Annotated in this window: 15 protein-coding genes and 1 pseudogene; 6 read left to right on the top strand and 10 right to left on the bottom strand. The window is 57.7% G+C overall.

The features are described 5' to 3' along the window. The 3 genes and pseudogenes from ABDZ36_RS01430 to ABDZ36_RS01420 form a co-directional block, all read left to right on the top strand. Positions 1-102 (top strand): annotated as a pseudogene (locus ABDZ36_RS01430) (IS5/IS1182 family transposase); the annotation flags it as partial. A gap of 96 nt (positions 103-198) precedes the next feature. Continuing rightward, the gene (locus tag ABDZ36_RS01425; RefSeq protein WP_343749176.1) at positions 199-3735 is read left to right on the top strand and encodes a helicase-related protein; all 3537 of its coding nucleotides are present in this window, start codon (positions 199-201) and stop codon (positions 3733-3735) included. A gap of 46 nt (positions 3736-3781) precedes the next feature. Continuing rightward, positions 3782-4156 carry a phospholipase D-like domain-containing protein gene (locus ABDZ36_RS01420; protein WP_211313511.1) on the top strand — a complete coding sequence of 125 codons (375 nt, stop codon included), beginning with the start codon at positions 3782-3784 and terminating at the stop codon, positions 4154-4156. A 271-nt stretch (positions 4157-4427) separates the two neighbouring features. Here ABDZ36_RS01420 and ABDZ36_RS15015 read toward each other — a convergent pair whose 3' ends face one another. Further along, on the bottom strand, positions 4428-4739 hold the full coding sequence (locus ABDZ36_RS15015) for a DUF7522 family protein (protein WP_486187703.1): 312 nt from the start codon (positions 4737-4739) through the stop codon (positions 4428-4430). A 7-nt stretch (positions 4740-4746) separates the two neighbouring features. Between ABDZ36_RS15015 and ABDZ36_RS14855 the strand changes: the two genes are divergently transcribed. After that, positions 4747-4893 carry a hypothetical protein gene (locus ABDZ36_RS14855; protein WP_425545292.1) on the top strand — a complete coding sequence of 49 codons (147 nt, stop codon included), beginning with the start codon at positions 4747-4749 and terminating at the stop codon, positions 4891-4893. Positions 4894-5116: 223 nt separating this feature from the next. Here the strand turns inward: ABDZ36_RS14855 and ABDZ36_RS01415 are convergent, their stop codons facing one another. Together ABDZ36_RS01415 and ABDZ36_RS01410 are read right to left on the bottom strand one after the other, a co-directional pair. After that, positions 5117-5848 carry a DUF8169 family protein gene (locus ABDZ36_RS01415; protein ID WP_211313510.1) on the bottom strand — a complete coding sequence of 244 codons (732 nt, stop codon included), beginning with the start codon at positions 5846-5848 and terminating at the stop codon, positions 5117-5119. Between the two features lie 5 nt (positions 5849-5853). Then, a complete protein-coding gene (locus tag ABDZ36_RS01410) occupies positions 5854-6909 on the bottom strand; it encodes a DUF8098 family protein (protein WP_211313509.1) in 1056 nt (351 codons plus the stop codon). A gap of 146 nt (positions 6910-7055) precedes the next feature. On the opposite strand from ABDZ36_RS01410, the gene ABDZ36_RS01405 reads away from it, so the two are divergent. Together ABDZ36_RS01405 and ABDZ36_RS01400 are read left to right on the top strand one after the other, a co-directional pair. After that, complete coding sequence (locus ABDZ36_RS01405) at positions 7056-7733, top strand: hypothetical protein (RefSeq protein WP_211313508.1); 678 nt, start codon at positions 7056-7058, stop codon at positions 7731-7733. 193 nt (positions 7734-7926) lie between these two features. Further along, positions 7927-8865, top strand: a complete 939-nt coding sequence (locus ABDZ36_RS01400) for a transcription initiation factor IIB (protein ID WP_343749175.1) — start codon at positions 7927-7929, stop codon at positions 8863-8865. Between the two features lie 30 nt (positions 8866-8895). Here ABDZ36_RS01400 and ABDZ36_RS01395 read toward each other — a convergent pair whose 3' ends face one another. The 7 genes from ABDZ36_RS01395 to ABDZ36_RS01365 form a co-directional block, all read right to left on the bottom strand. Then, positions 8896-10614, bottom strand: a complete 1719-nt coding sequence (locus ABDZ36_RS01395) for a homing endonuclease associated repeat-containing protein (RefSeq protein ID WP_211313506.1) — start codon at positions 10612-10614, stop codon at positions 8896-8898. 75 nt (positions 10615-10689) lie between these two features. Beyond that, the gene (locus tag ABDZ36_RS01390; RefSeq protein ID WP_211313505.1) at positions 10690-11172 is read right to left on the bottom strand and encodes a hypothetical protein; all 483 of its coding nucleotides are present in this window, start codon (positions 11170-11172) and stop codon (positions 10690-10692) included. A gap of 2 nt (positions 11173-11174) precedes the next feature. Next, positions 11175-13205 carry an AAA family ATPase gene (locus ABDZ36_RS01385; RefSeq protein ID WP_211313504.1) on the bottom strand — a complete coding sequence of 677 codons (2031 nt, stop codon included), beginning with the start codon at positions 13203-13205 and terminating at the stop codon, positions 11175-11177. Further along, positions 13205-13363: a hypothetical protein gene (locus tag ABDZ36_RS01380; protein ID WP_211313503.1), complete on the bottom strand. Its 159-nt coding sequence runs from the start codon at positions 13361-13363 to the stop codon at positions 13205-13207. The genes ABDZ36_RS01385 and ABDZ36_RS01380 overlap by 1 nt, the downstream gene beginning before the upstream one ends. A 115-nt stretch (positions 13364-13478) precedes the next feature. Next, positions 13479-14891, bottom strand: coding sequence for a DEAD/DEAH box helicase family protein (locus ABDZ36_RS01375; protein WP_211313502.1), 1413 nt, complete (start codon positions 14889-14891; stop codon positions 13479-13481). A 171-nt stretch (positions 14892-15062) separates the two neighbouring features. Next, a complete protein-coding gene (locus ABDZ36_RS01370) occupies positions 15063-15698 on the bottom strand; it encodes a hypothetical protein (protein WP_211313501.1) in 636 nt (211 codons plus the stop codon). Between the two features lie 167 nt (positions 15699-15865). Next, on the bottom strand, positions 15866-16133 hold a 268-nt coding region (locus ABDZ36_RS01365; RefSeq protein ID WP_343749174.1), incomplete at its 5' end, for a transposase.

Genomic DNA, 16133 nt, shown 5'->3' with positions numbered 1-16133 from the left:
TCGTACGGCTCCGCCGTCCGAGCGCGAGCGTGGTATCGCCAGTTTCGTGAAATTGTGCTCGCCGCCGCAGTCTACAACGTCGAACAAGCCGTGAAACAGTGAATCCCGTCGCCCTCTGCGGATTCAATGAAGCCGATCAATTCTGAATCGGATGATCAGCTCTCAGTCGGTGTCTACACCGGTGGAACGCCGTACGAGATGGAGCAGATTGAGTCCTCGGCGTTCTTCGAGCGGAGCGGTGGCCGGCCGCGCTTTAGGCTCGCGAACTGCTGGTGTGGCGATGACGCGTCGCCGAACGCGTTCGAGTACCGTGGGACATCTCGCGGGTACACGCTCCGGTGTGAAGCGAACCACGAGCACTCGTTCACGGACCGCGAACTCCTCCTGTCGCGCAAGGAGATGGTCTTCCACAACCAGCCGGATATCATCCTGACGACACTGGAATCCCTCGAAGGGTTCGCGCTCAAGCCACACTATCCGCTTATCGACGAAATCGAGACGATCGTCCTGGACGAGGTGCATCTGAACACGCAGATGCGGGGCGCGCACGCCTCGAAGATCATCCAGAACATCAACGAGATCACCGAGCAGCCTCTCCTCTGGCTCGGATCAAGCGCGACAATCGACGACGCGGAGCGCTTCGGGAAGCGGCTCTTCGGCGTATCGAGTCGGGACATCCGGACGGTGGAGCCGGGTGAGTCGGACTTCAACGACGACCACGACGACTACGAGCACTACTACTTCATGCTAGCGTCCCCAGATGGGCCGGGCGCGTCGTCAATGTCGATCCAGCAGCATCTCCTTCTCGGACACAGCCTCCTTGAACAGTCCTCCGGGGACCGCGGGAAGATGCTGGCATTCATCGACAGCATCTCACAGGTGAACCAGAAGTACACCCAGCTGCAGGACGCCGACCACAACCGGGAACTGTGGCGGTACCACCTCGGTGACAATGACGGCGTTGAGGACTGGGCGGCCGTCGCGAAAGCGATGGATCATCGCTTCCTTGACGAACACCTGAACTTCCTGCCCGTCTACTCGGATCGCGGATTCGACTCCTCGGAGGTCGGCGATAGTGACGTCCTCCTCTCGACATCGTTCTTGGAGGTCGGAATCGACGTCGGGGAAATCAAGACGATTACGCAGTATCGGACGCCGTGGGACCTCTCCTCGTTCAAGCAGCGCGCAGGGCGGGCGGCGCGGAAGGAAGGGATGGACGCACACATCGCGGTCATGCTCTCGGGGCTGACCGGTGACGCGAATATGTTCTACCGCGCGGACCGCTTCCTCGACTCTGACATCCGGACACCGCTCAAAACGGACAACGATGTCGTCGAATGGATCCACGAGCGCTTCCGCGAGTACTACGAGGTTGCGAACGACGTCTCGAATCGTGATCTCCGACTTGAGAACCCGAACGAGGTGTTCCTCAAGGAATACCTTGGCGACGAACTCGGCTATGGGGAGTATGAGCGGCTCGTTCTTTCGCCGTCCGTGTTCTTCGAGGAGGAGTTCGAGATCGACATCGCACCCGAGCCGTTGCTCTCTGAGCAGGTGATCGGTGAGGCGAGCGACGCGCTCACCGCGTACCTCGACGACCAGCGGGAGACGTTCGCGGACATCGAGTCGTTCTTCAATCTTGATGATGGGAACGTGATCCGCGGCGAGGACGCGGTTGATACGTACGTCCACAAGGTACAGGACCGCGTCCTGAAGCTGATCAACGCGCTCTCGGGGCAGGTCTCCGGCTATCGGGACGAACTCGAATCGCTCGGTGAGACCGGATACGCCGCCGACGTGGAAGGACTCGAATCCGAGCTCGCCGAGTTGCGCGAGAGCGCCTCACAGATCCCCGAGGGAGACACGCGGACGAAAGTCCAGCACTTCGAGTCGCTTCTGGGCGACCTGTTCGGCCTTAGTGGCGAGCTGATCAAGCTCCAGAGCAAGGTGAATCAAGTGTCGGAGAAGGTGATCCCTCAGGTCCGGACGGATCAGCTGAGCGAAGTACAGGATGCGGTCACACGGCTCAACAGCCTCAGTGACGACGACCGGATTCAGGAGTATTATCGCACCCAGAAGCGCGTTTATTATCTCCAGCAGACGCTCGACGAACTCAAGGACTACGTCGGGTATCGCACGCCGTTCCTCAGTCTCTATGCGATACGCCATCTGCTCCGCGGCGCGTACTATCTCGATCGCTACCTGCAGGCGGACGACCGGACGCTCGGTGAGGTCTGGTACGTCCCGCCGAACTACTACGGTGACGCCGGCCGGTTCTTCAGTGTTTTCCAGCCGGACTCACAGGAGAGTACAGACGAATCGATCGACAAGCTCGTGAGCACGTACACGCCGTATCGCTCCGAGTATCAGTCGAAGTCGAACGAGATGTACGCGTTCCTCCCGCGGACGACAGTGACGGAGGACGGCGTTGAGTTCGACTTCTCACAGCATGTGAGCGGGCAAGTCCGTGATGGAATCCTCGTCCCGGACTCGATCGAGCTGTCCGCGATGACCGACCTTAGCGACGATGCAGCGCTCAACATCGTCCGCTACTGCCCGAAGTGCTATCAAATACTCACCGACGTCGACCGGTGTCTTCGGCATGAGGAGCGGGAGCTCGGGAAGATTCACTCGAACCCACAGGTCAAGACGCGAATCGGGGAACTGACGGTCGCGGAGACGACTGGTTCGACGTCACTTGCGGACATGGCTGCGGAGGTCACGCTTGAAGGCGTGACGCTGAGTATCCGGCCCGCGAGCGCGTGGGGGACGAACGTAACGTTCGACCAGCGCGACCCGTTCGAGGTCGAAATCGACGCGCCGGAAGAGACGCTCGGTTTCCAGATTGACACTCGTGGGCTCGTCTTCGACGTCAGTTCGTTCCTTGACGCGGTCGATAGCGAGACTGCTCGGACGCTCGCGGAGCGATACAACGAGTTCGAAGACGTCGACTATGAGTACGTCGCGTACCATACGGCCGCGCACTTCTTCCTCCAGCTCGTCTCGGATGTTAGCGCGGTCAATACGTCGATGCTTCTCTATGGGTTCGACAGGGACACCCAGGAGGTGTACGTCTTCGAGCGTACCGAAGGAGGACAAGGGGTTGTCGACCTCGTATACGACGACTTGAGGAACGACCCGGGGACCGTTCTCGAGGCGCTCAACCGCATTGGATACAACTCGCAGGTGATTAACGAACGGCTGTGGGCCCAAGAGGCGTTCGTGCAGCGACTCGCGTCAATCGGCGATGACGAGGACGAGATCAAGTCATTGGTTGAGGAAACGCTCGGGATTCCCTATACCTCGGTCGTCAATCGGGTCACGCAGGAGGTGCTCTCGAGTATCGACAAGGCCGAGCAGTTCGCCGCCGACGAGGGGGTCACCGTCGAGGACGCCTATCAGGTGAAGCGAACGATTGCGCGCGAACAGGTCGCCGGCGCCGAGGAGTTCCCCGCGGATACCGTCTCCGACCTTGGTCTCGACCTCTCGGACGTGGAGCGGGCGAAAACCGTCTTCTTCTCGCCGGACATCGACGGCTGTGTGGAGAACCTCCATCTCGGCGAGTGCATCGCGGCGACCGATCAGAGCGACGCCCTCAGCTACGTGCTTCTCGAAGCACTCCGAGAGAGTCTAACCCACACGGTTCCTTCAGAAGAGACGAGCACCGAGATGTTCGACCGAGAACGCCTTCCGGCAGGAGAATTCAATGGTACGAGCGTTTTCCTTACCTTCTGAGAGTCTCTCGTACTTCATCGGGTTCACGCTGCTACACAGTGACCACGTGGTCATCGTCTCCCCGTGGTTGAGCGACGTGACGCTCCGGCTCCCGGTCAACGACCGGTTCGACGAGCGAGAGGTGCGATTGGCGACAATGCTCGGAGAACTCACGGACACGGACATCCGAATCCTCGTTCGTGAAGGCGAGGAGCACAACGAGTACATCGAACGGCGACTCCCGAACCACGTGGAGTTCCGGGTCGTCGAGGGCCTACACGCCAAGGCCGTTGTTAGCGACGCGTTCGTCTACCTCGGATCCGCGAACATTACGCGAGGCGGACTCTCGGTCAATCGTGAACTCTGTGAGGTGCTGGAGAACGAGTATGGGTCGGCTCACGAATACGTCTCAAGCACGCTGGATATCAACGTCGAGGACTGAACCGGCATCGACCAACATACCCCCAATTGGCACTGATAGTCAGCTCTGTTAAAACTCCACAAACAGGATAGGTGGGATCTAATCGTTAGGTATAATGGAAGTACTCGACGAAGAGCGGCGGGTTCGGGGTCGGACTGCAAAGCGTGAGGGGGGTGTGTAACGCGCACGGCTGGGAGATTCGCGCGATCGAGAGTGTCGAGGGTGGCGCGCGCTTCGAGATTCCCAACGTCACGACAGTCGAGGAGTGACTCAGTCAGCATCAGAAACGCTCCTACCCAAGATACGCCTCACATTCAGGCATGAACTCGTGTAAATTCCGCCCGATATCACGGTCAAAGCTGATGGCTACGCCCTGTTCGGAACTCTCTCTGAACTGTACAACGAAGGCATCGTCGAACGTGTGAACAGTGGCCCGATAGTTACCCATCGTTTCGATATGCGGGGCGTTTGTCAGCACTGTCTCATGGACTTCCTGCGCCGCTCTGTGTAGTTCAACTGCTGAACGCCCGAAGTGGTCGAAACCCGATCCAAGACCGAAGGGCCGAAACGATAGATTCAAATGCAACTCAAAGAATATAACCATTAACTATATGTTTAATATGCTGTCATGTATATGTGGAATGTCCGCACGGCACATTCAGTGCAAAAACTGTGGTCGCAGGACGTACAGTCCAGAAAGAGGAAAATGCGAAAGTTGCGGATACAAAGAAGGCCTGCTCGGGAAATTATTCGGCTGAGTGGGCTCTCAGGGAATTTTTATGCCATACAAATGCACCAGCTGTGGCTGGAAGGGAAGCCGTAGTGAACTCGATGTAGAAGGACCCAGTTGCCCCAAGTGTGGCGCAGGGGTACAGAAGACCTGATAAATATGACCAATTAATCGATTCGCACACCTACCTAACCGCTGTTTTATCGACTATGATGTTGGTGTGAAGTAGACAATAGATATAGATAGTTGGCTCACTCGCCCGACTTTGGAGTTGTAGGCGTCTCAGTTTCGGTGGGGATCAGTAGGTCAGTTGGGAGGACGAATCGGAGCGTCCAGTCGTCGCTGTTCGCGTCGCGGAGCGCCGCATTGATTCGGTCCGCGGCGTCGAGGAGATCGGCCTGGTCCATCGTGGCGAACATACCCGAGCTGTCTGGTCCTTCGGCCGCCCAGAGGGCAGCGTCACCGATCACGCTTCGGTCTCGATTGTTCGAGATAGCGTCTTGAAGGGCGAAGAGGACGGCTAGTCCCGGCTGCTGATCGAACAGTGCGTTGGGAACGACGTCGTCAAGCAGGTACTGGAGGCGTCGCTCGATCATACGGGTGACGCGGCGGAGTTGTCGCTGGATCTCGGCGCGGTCGTCGAGCTGTGTGAGCCGCATCTGGATGTTCCGGATGTGTCGCTGGTCGTTCTGCTGGAAGTATGGATGCCGTGACTGAGGGTCGTAGTCGTCAAGGTGGCCGTCTTCAGCGAGGAGGTAGTCGACGAGGTCCGCGTAGATATCCATGCGGCGGTCCTGCACGTCGGCGAGTTCCTCGGCGACGGTTACACCGACGACGATATCGATTGCGTCGCCCTCGATCAGCGACGACGTGTGGTCGCGTTCGATCCCGCGCTGGGCGTAGTTGAGGAGGATGCTCGTATCGACGAAGACGTTCGCGGGACTCGGTGTCAAGCCGTCGGTGTCCTCGCCGCCGTCGTCCATACGCACTATTCGAGATACTCCGCGGATAAATTGCTTAGTCTCTCGGCTAGCTGCTGGTCGTCAACCGGCGGGTAGTCGTTCGGTCCAGGACGAAGACCGGCGTCAGCTAACGTCGATGCGAGCGCCCCGCGTTCGTCGTGGAGTACATTGTGGAACGTCTCGAACTCGGTGGCGTGTTCGGTGCGGAGTTCGTCCGCATGAGGGCCGGTTGCGGTCGTCTGTGAGATTCGGAGGCAGGGATACTTCCACACGTAGTAGAAGAAGAAATCCTGCAGTCGTCGCACGGCATCGAGGTGGGATGCCGTGTAGTCCGCAGTCGGACGCTTGGCGAGCATCATGAGCGCGTCCTCAATGAGGTCGGTGCCGTCGACGACGGCGTTGAACGTCTCCCGAAGCTCCTTGTCACTGCGGAGGTAGTAGTGGAAGTCCGAGATGGAGAGTTCGAGCGCACGCCGGGTCTCAGCGATCGACCGAGTCGGCGTCTCGGCCTCAAGGTGGCACTCGATGGCTGTGGCGAGGTCACTCAGGTGAGTTCGGATGTGTGTGCTCTCGATATAGAGGAGGCGATATCGCTCGGGTGCCGTCTCCTGGTAGAAGTTCTGAAGAAATCGCATCGTCTCCTCGTGCCAGACGTCGGGGAGGACACGCCGATAGAACGCGAGCAAGTCGTCCCGCGAGACGTACGCACGTAGGTTAGTGGGCGACGACGAGCCAGTTGTGTCGTTGAACAGGATCGGGTCAATCGTCGATGGGTCCTCACTCGGAGACCCGACCTCATCGTCCACCTCACTGATCGTTGGCCCCGGTGGTGAATCAGTAGCGACGTCGATCCCGGGTACCGACGACGGTCCGATCGATCGGTCGGGAACGACGGCCCCAGCGAGATACCAGCTGTAGGTGACGGGGAGGTCGAATTCATCGATGGCAAAGTAGAGCAGTTTCTGAATCTTCGTCTTGTTCGCGTAGGCGGGATCGACGTCTGGAACGTCGTCGATCGCCGTCGCGAGGTCGTCGAGGAGTTGCTCGACGAGGTCGGATTCAGACTTTGTCAGATGAACCATCGGGATGTCCTCACGCCAGGCGACGTAGTGGTTCAGAGAATGGGGCACACGAGTAAATCTCTTCGGTCACTAGTCCAGGGACTTCCTTCCGGGTATAAATCGACAACCGAGACAGGTCGTAAATCCGTCAGAGACAGGGGGGTGAGGTGAGTTCGAAGAGTGAGACAGAGATGTCGCCACCACTCAACGTCGCGTTCTGGTCGCGGTGGAATGCAGGCCAACAGGACGACGAATCGGTGTATATCGACGCATTACGGACACACAACGACCCGCTCGCACGAGCGAAAGCGCTCTGGGACTGGAAGGATCTGAGCCGCGGCGTTGACGTCGACGCTGTCGTGGACGCCGTCTCCACGGAAGAGCTGTACGAGCTGGTCGGGCAGCCGCCAAGTGAGGCAGTCGCTGTACTCGGTGAGAAGCTGGTCGGTGGCGGCGCGCTCGCGAATCCGACTGTGGTCACGCCCGCGTTCCTCTTGCACGTCACCGCGAGTGGCCTCAACGAGTATTCGACGCGATTCCCTCTCTTCGATGTCCGGTGCTGGGTGGCCTACGTCTATTTGGCCGGCCGACGAACCGGTGACGAGCCACTACCCGGAAGCGCGACGCAGTCGGCGCCACGATTTGGTGCGTTCAGCGAGTTCTTCCAAGAGACGATTCCACAGGATGTACCGGGGCGAGTGTACGAGCACGCGCTCTTCCGGTTTGGGGCGTACATTGCAGCGCTCCCGAGTACGACTGTCGCGAATGTCGACGAGCATCTCCTGGCGCTCGAAGACGCGGTCTGTAAATCGTACGAGAGCGAGGGGTACGCCATCATTCGTTAGCGACCAGCCGTTTATCAGTTTAAGTAGGAAGAGGAGGCTGTGCCTACTGCGGGGGACAGATGGCCCGGTTGTGCCTCTGACAGCAGAAACCACCATCCGTCCCCCATTTCGCGAAGTCAGGGGGAACATTCATAGGGATACCGACACCACAGAGAATTAACGATCACACGCTGCCTCGTGCAGCACCGGCTCGTTGGCATCGACGACAACCATTCGGACGCCACGGCGACTAGCCGAGCGTATAGACGGTGGCGACATCGCGAATGCCGCGACGGAACACGCGGATAAGACACCTGACCAGCGGCAGTGTGAATGCGAGGACGGCCGTCCTTCAAACGTCGAGACAGTTGACGGCACCGAGTACTGCTCCGACTGTGGAGTCGTACTCTCAGACTGCCAACTGGAGCGAAGTGAACCAGGGTGGCGTGATCCAGAAGACCGCCGGCTAGGCCCGGGACAGAGCCAGCAGTGGGTGAATACCGGAACCACGATTGGATGGGGAGAGACAAGCCCTGGTGAGCGTTTCAGTCGCTACAACGACCGCCTCACGAATCAGGAGCGCTCGCTCGTGTCCGGAATTCGCGAAGTGCGCAGCGTCTCGGCAGGCGTTGAGCTCCCTGACGCGGATCGCGAGCGTGCAGCGTACTGGTTCCGTAAGGCCGCACAGGAACGACTATTGAAGGGCAGATCGATTGAGGCGTTTGCCGCGGCCTGCGTGTTTCTCACGGCCCGCGAGCGCCAGTATCCCGTCACTATCGACTGGCTTGCAGAATGCTCGCCCGTCGAGTCGTCAAAGATCCGCCACCACGTCCGCGTCCTCCAGTCCGAACTCGATGTCTCGATTCCGCCTGCACACCCCCGCGACTTCCTCCCGATGATCGTCTCGCACCTCTCCCTTGAACCAGCAATAGAACGACGTGCAGCGCGATACCTTGAGGACGTAGTAGCGGACGAGATGCACGTCGGAAAGCATCCAGCCGCTATCGCCGCAACCGTAATCTACGCGGCGGCAGCCGATATAGACACCGAGCTGACCCAGGCAGAAATCGCGGATACCGCGGACGTCTCAACAGTCACAATCTCACGGCAGTATCAGATGGTTCTTGAGTGCGTCTCCGACCAGCAACCGTAGGTATTCCAATACGCGTGGACCGTCGCTGTCTCAAAGGTCGTCGAATTCGGAGACGATATCGTCGAAGATTTCGTCGTCAGATTGGGAAGTATCCGCTGCTTCCGGGCTGGATGTCGACTCAGCCGACTGGGATTGGGATGTCGTGGAGTTCGTCGACGATGTGGTGCTAGTAGAGTTCGTGTCGCCGGGTGCAGCGGCTATCGGATCGAAGTCAGGTCCGAGACTCTCTACTTCGAGGTCCTTCGTACTGCTGAGGCGCTTTTTTGTTTCCCCGCTCTTCGTCTCCCAGGCAGATCCGCGCGCGTTCGAGACTGCATACCAGTGGCCTTCGGTCCATTCATAGGACAGATCGTGCGTCTTCCAAATATCGACACTGAGCTCGGTTCCAGTTCGATCCTCAACCTCAAGGACGTGTGTCTTCTTGTCGCCCCGTGGAGGCTGAACGCGAACAACGCAGAAGAGGAACTGGCCGCTAAGCCGCTCATTATGCGGGATTGTCTCCCACGAGGACGAGAAGGCAGTCTCATTTAGCTCTGAATACGTTCGCTCTGTCTCATCGTCCGGAGAGTGCTCGTCCAGGGACCTATCTGCCGTCGAGCGATTCGTCTCGGCCTGGCCGGTATCGTTGTCCGTATCAGCGATGGGTGATCCAGATCCGGGAGCCGACTTGAGACCCGCCGCCGTGAGTGCGGCGTCCCACGAGCCATATTCGTCGGCGACGAACGTCGCACTATATCGGCCGTCGTCGGCCATTCGCTTGCGGGAGACTGCGTTGTTTCCATCCGCACTCAACCGTCGAAGTTCGTCCTCAAGGTAGGTCCGTTTATCGATGCCCGCCGCCTCGAGTGCAGCGTCCCACGACCCGAACCGGTCGCGATACTGATCGGGCGTATAGTCACGACCGCTTTGGAAGTCGCTCGGAAGTGGTAGCCGCTCCCGTTCCTCGTTAGCAGTGCGGAGCACGTCAAGCAACTCCGATTTTGATGGGTCAGTTGATTCGGTCGGTGGAGACGCATTATCGCTCGAAGAGGGGGTGACGGCGACGAGTTTCTGGAGGACGCGTTTGAGTCGACTACGAAACTCGTCGGGATTGAGGCGTGACGATGACTCCGAGAGCCGTCCCTCATTGTACGCTTCTATAGACTCAATCGCGTCCGTAAGTTCGTCCCGAGCGCGGTAATAGGCTGTCCGAGCACTGAGACGATCGCTATCGTCTTGCTCGTCACCCTTAGACTCGTGCTGTTGGGCCTTGAGTAGGAGAGCGTTGAGAGTGTCCTTTGTGGCCTCTTTTTGCGCGTCATCGTGTCGTTGTTCAGCGGCTACAATGAACTCGTCTAGCTGGTCGGGTTGATAGTTGACGGCGTCGAAGCGGGATTTGATCGCATGTGCGATATCCGCTGCTGTTTCGAACTCCGCCGCCGCAGCCTCGAAGTCACCATCTTGATGTAGCTGTTTACCAGCCGACATCGACTCGGTTGCTGTTTCGAGTTGGGTCTTCCCGACGCGGAGAACAGGGGTGCGCGCAGCGTCGGTCAGGCGAATGAACCCCGTTGCATCGATGTCGACGGCATTTTCGAACCGGTCCTCGAGAACGCTACGGATCGATTCGGTGGGCTGTACGACCTGTGCTGCGAGATCAGTCGGCGAGACCGGTACGCGTCCGGCGAGATAGAAGAGGACGCGGTCTCGTTTGTCCGTCTGGAGATCGACTACGTCGTCAAGGTCTTCGTCGAGAGTCGGATCAGCCATATGTGTCAGTAAAGAATTATCTGCCGTGGTGGCAACCGGTCAAACAGAGGTTGCCGTCGACAGCTAAATTCATCGTTACTCTCCACTGTCCAGCATCTCATCGTCAAAACTCTTCACGATGGCATCAAGCTCGCCGCCGATGTCATTGTTATCCTCATGAACTCGCTTGATGTAATTCACGATTGCGTCAGTCGGATCACCGGCGATGTCACCGAATTCCTGTTCGGCTACCTCAAGGCCGCCTGCAGCGTACTGCGCGAGGATCTTCATCTGTTTCGATGAGTCGACGAGCGCATCTGGATCGCCGGTTTCCTGCAGGGCGAGACACGCCATAATCGTCCGATAGAGTTCGTTCGAATAGACGTTCTGCAGCCCAATCTCTCCGCGGGTTCCCTCGTCCCGATCTCCTCTGTAATTATTCTGCTTCAGTCGCCCCTCGCGATAGCCGATAATTGCGAGGAACATAAGGAAGTGGTATGAACTCGCGAAAACCTCGTATTCGTCAACGACCTGGTCGTATAGCTCTGATTTCCGATATGTGATGATCGGTTTTCCCATCGTTAATCACCCCGAGCGACCGCTTTCTCCGTCTCAATTCGCGTCTGTGGGTATTGGCCCGGCTCGTCCCCTGCATCAAAGTCAAGCCAATACTGCTCACCGACAATCGGTGCCATTTCTTCTTCGACCGGACCCTCCCACTGGGAGTCCGTCGCGAACACAACAACCTGATTCGCTAGCGAAGGAATGACTTTACTGACTTTTCGGCGATGGGATTTGTCAAGCGCCCCAAACGGGGAGTCCATGACGAGCGGATAAATGCCACCGGTGAAGTATTCGGAATCGGCGTCGGATTCGTATCGCTCTCGAGCGATATCCACGAGACTGCCGATAAACGCGAGGCTTGCAATCTGTCGCTCCCCAGTCGACTTGTCCACCTCAACGCGCTCGTCGCCGACATCCTGCCAGATCTTGAGGTCGAAATCGGCTGTAATCTCCGCGGTCAGGTTCTTACTCGCGATCTGACTGAACGTCTGTTGAATCCGCTCGTTGGACCACTCTCGGACTTGATCCTTGAGCTTGGAAAAGGACTGTTCCAGTTCGGCTTGAACTTGCTCGGCCGCCTTCTGACGGCGTTTCGCGACAAGTGCTTCTTCACGCTCGTCCCGCTGCTCGTCGATCTCGTCCTCAAGCCCGGTGAGAGTCTCTTCTTTTCCTTCAATTCGTTCCTTGACCCGGCCAATCTCGCTGATGAGGTCCTCACGTTCACCGACCTTCCGTTCCCGCTCTGCCTCGAGTTCGCTGATCGATTGACCGGAGTCCGTCGTCTGATCTAACTCCTGGAGTTCCGAACTGATGTTGTCGATCTTCTCATCAAGAATGGTAACCTGGTCGTGGAGTTCTTTGCGCTCCTCGATGAGCTCATTGACTTCATCGAAGAACTGCGTCTCCCGGTCAGTAACGTGGTTGAGATGGCTGACGATTCGGAGGGCACTCTGCTCGACACCGTCCTCAACTGCGTCGCCTCGCATCGCGGCGACCTGCTCGTAGTGGTCCGTTCCGGGCTCAAGGGGGCGGCCACAAATGCAGGTTTCGGTGTCGAGCAGCGTGTCGATGAACGAATTACTGAGCTCCGAGGGAATAAGACCCTGCTCACGCATTTCGTCAAGGTCCTCTGCCGTCTCTTGAATGAGCGGCATCGCAAGCGGGATGAACCCATCTTCACTGATGTGGTGGCGAATCTGCGTGTTCACCTCAGCGATTTCCTCCTCAAGCTCGTCGCGCTCCGCTCGAAACTCATCACGCTGTTCTTGGAGTCTCGCACTGTCGTCGAGCTCGGAGAGCGTCTGTTCGATGTCCTTGATCTCGCGCTCAGTCTGCTCCTTTGCGCGAATGGTGTCTTGGAGGTCGCGTTCCAAGTCGTCGATGTCGCCCTCAATCTCACGTTTCTCCTCGATGAGTTTGGTGAGCTCGTCGCTCGCGTTCTCTTCGACCTCATCCTCAAAGCGCTTGGCTACCGTGTCGAGATGGCGTGTCGCCCGCTCGAGGATGGTGAGTCCCATGATGTTCTGGATCGCTTCCTGGATCCGGTCCTGATTGTCAATACCCGCAAGCTCGTCGATGTCCTCGCCGTCGAAGAAGAAGAGTCCGCTAAGCCGCTCCGGGATGATCTGATTGAGGCGATTGTCTGCGTTCGTTCGCTCCTCCCAACGGCCATTCTCGCGGAACCTGACGACGAGTTCCTCATCGACCGGCTCTCCATCGAAATCGTTCTCTGACCGCTTTCGATAGAGAATTTCACGCCGAGCAACGTACTCCGTTCCGTCGTGTTCGAATTCGAGTTCGACGGCGACAGAGACCTGATCGCCGACATCCGCAGCTGCCATCGCGCCCTCACTGGCAAGCCGCTCAGGCCGGTTTTCGAAATCGACATTCTCGTAGAACAGCCACGTGAATGCGTTCAGTAGCGTGGTCTTCCCGGAACCATTCGATCCATGGACGACGGTTACACTGCTGTCTGTGCCGCGCGCGAACGTAATTTCCTCGTCACGAAACTGGCGGAAGTTGTGGAGTGTGAGTGTATGGAGTTCCATCAGTCGATCTCTTCGCGAATGATCTCCTCAATGTCATCGTTGATTCCACGGGCAAGATCGAGGTGGAGTTTTTCCTTCTCGGCTTGTAATACTCGCTCACGGACCTGCCGCCGCTTCGATTCGGCGACGGAGACGTCCTCGTCCATCGAGTCAGTCATTGTTCCATATTCCACCTCCCATCTATGTATATATGTTGGCGACGCGGTGCATTTCCGGTCACTAGATGCTGGGCCTCCCACTTAACGTGAGGTCGGGAGTGTTCGGCTGGACGTGCTATCCGGTGAGAAGATTGTATCGTCGCTTCACCTCCCGTAGCGACGTTGGCGACGTGGGAACTCCATCAATATCGGCATCAGGGTGGTTTCGTGCTCCCTCCGCAAATGTCGAGACCCGCTCAAGTTCGCCCTCGATCAGCTTTCTCTCAGCCCGATATCGGTCATCGGAGTGGAGCTCGGGATGCCGTGATGTGTCCGGGATCGTGATGAAGTCGTGTATGACGGCGTATTTCTTACCGGGATGCTGGCGGAGAATTCGTCCGCGCCGTTGAATGTATTGACGGGGGTTAGAGGTGCTTGCGAGGATGTACGCATTCCGTGTCGCAGGAACATCGACTCCTTCGTCGAGGCAGCGAATCGATGTGAGAACCTCGATTTCACCCTCATCGAACGCGGTGAGCAGCTCCTCCCGCTCAGCCTGATCTTCTCGGGCGGTGAATCGCTCAACCGAAAGCCCGAGCTCGGATCGAAGACGCTGAGTCGTCTCATCGACGTGGCGCGTTCCCTTCACGTCTACGCCGGTCGAACCGTCGCTACAGTACACAAGGGTATGCTTCGGGTCAGCTTGGCGTCGAAGCAGCTCGACAAGCAAGGAGAGTTTCTCACGAGCAGTCCCGATTAGCCGGGCGCGCTTGAACAGTGCCGTCTTCAACGCAGGATTATCCTCGAGATCGGGACTTCCGTCGTCGTTCTGGCGCGCCATGAGACGGCCGATTTTCTCGGTCAGCTCGAGATACACCTCCATCTCGTCGTCCTGTAGCTCGACGATATGCGGAACATAATAGTACTCACAGAGCGCACCTGCATCAATCGCCTCTCGCAGACCATAGTCGAACACAGTTCCTCCGAAGTACGCCTCAAGCTCACCAGTCCCCTCGTCGTCATACCAGCGCTCCGGCGTCGCAGAAAGGCCAAGACGCAAATCAACCATATCCATAAGCGCATTTTGTGCTTGGGGTGCACCGAGGTGATGGACTTCATCACCAATCAACATCGTTCGCCCCGCTGCGCGGTTGAGCGTCTGTCGAGCCCCCTCCCCTGCGAGCGTTCGATGCGTCGTAATCACGACGCATGTCTCTCGAACTCCGTTGTTGAATTCGAGCAGCTCGCGCTCAAGTGTCGGCTGCCAGTCTCGCCGGGACTGATACGCAAGTACGGGTGTCACCCTGAAGCCAGACACCTCATCCGCCCACTGGTCAACGAGATGCTGATAGGGGACAGCAATGATGAGGACGAGCTTTCCGTCAAGAGAACGCGCAACGTGCGCTGCCGCAAGGAGCGCCGTGATAGTCTTCCCCGTTCCGGTTGCCATCCGAAGTATACCGCAGCCATCGGCGTCAAGCCATTTCTGAATCGCCTCCTGCTGATACGGACGGGCTTCAATCCAGTCTGGGGGGCTAAAATCCGTCATACGTGATGGTTCTCAAGAACCTCGTACAAACCTAGTCGTTCTCAGCGTAGTTAACTCTCCCTGGGATTGGCATGGTCCGAGGTATGGACATATACTTTTCAATCTGTGCTATCTATATTTGCTTATGGTAGGGCGGAAAACAAAGATTGGCATCCTCGGGAGTCACCACCGCTAGTCTCGCTCGTCAACGCCGCTTCCGAGGTGAAGGTCCATAACCTCCGCTTCGATCTCGTCCAATAGTCCCGACTCTGGTTGTTGGTCAGTGGATGTCATCGGTTCGCTGGTTTCGACTGCGTCGTTGCCGTCTCGTGTGATGTCGGAATCGGCATCAAGTAGCGCGTCAACGGCATCCTGGTCGCCGCTCCAGTCATCGAGGTTCTTAACCGCGTATTTCTGTCGACGCCGCCAGTCATCATCAACACGCTGCCAGAGGTAGATGATCACTTCATATGTGTCATACGATCCTTTCTGATCGATGGCGACGATTGCTTTCCACCAGTCGTCGGTTTTGAACACTGTCTCGCCTCGGGCAAGCCGATAGTAATCGCTAACCGGGAATGCGTCTTGACTTGCGACTTGATCGCCTGACTCGGCGAGGTACTGATCGATGCGTACTTTGTCAGCTTCCCACGCTTCAGCGGTTTTGACGTGGTACTTGTTCTTCCGTGTCCAGTCTTCGTTATAATTCCAGAGGTAGATCCCAATCTCGGGGTCACTATCGCCATATGAATGCAAAACTGCAGCCTTCCACCAACTGTCGGTCTGATATATCGTCTTTCCAGCGTGGACTGTGACGTCGTCGTGCACAGGATAGGACTCTCCCGACATAGGTAGCTACACTCTTGATTGGATGTACGTGTTTACCCCGAGGTCTCAACAACCGGCACAGTCTGCTCTCGTGAGATCATTTCGTTGTCGTGGACAACCCGCGTAAGTTCCTCGTATGGGTTGCGTCCCTGCTGGCGCCATAGTGACTAACGCAACTTCTGAATGAATCCGTCGAGGTGATTTTCGATCCAGGAGCCTGCGAAACTCAGCTGGTTGGTCAGCTTCGTGAAGATCTCATCGAGGAGGGCGCGGTATTCGGCCGCGCCCTCCACGATCAGGGGCGAAGACTCCCATTTGAGACTCTTCCAGACGGGTTCAATCGGGTTGAGATGCGGCGAGCCCACGGGCAGAAAGATGAGGTCGATCCCGAGTTCGTGGGCGCGTTTGCGCGTGTACGCACAGATGTGTGACGAG

The sequence above is a fragment of the Halarchaeum salinum genome, assembly GCF_039520965.1.
In the GTDB taxonomy this organism is placed as follows: domain Archaea; phylum Halobacteriota; class Halobacteria; order Halobacteriales; family Halobacteriaceae; genus Halarchaeum; species Halarchaeum salinum.
The sequence above is the reverse complement of the archived record's forward strand: the minus strand, read 5'-3'. Positions and strand labels throughout refer to the sequence as shown.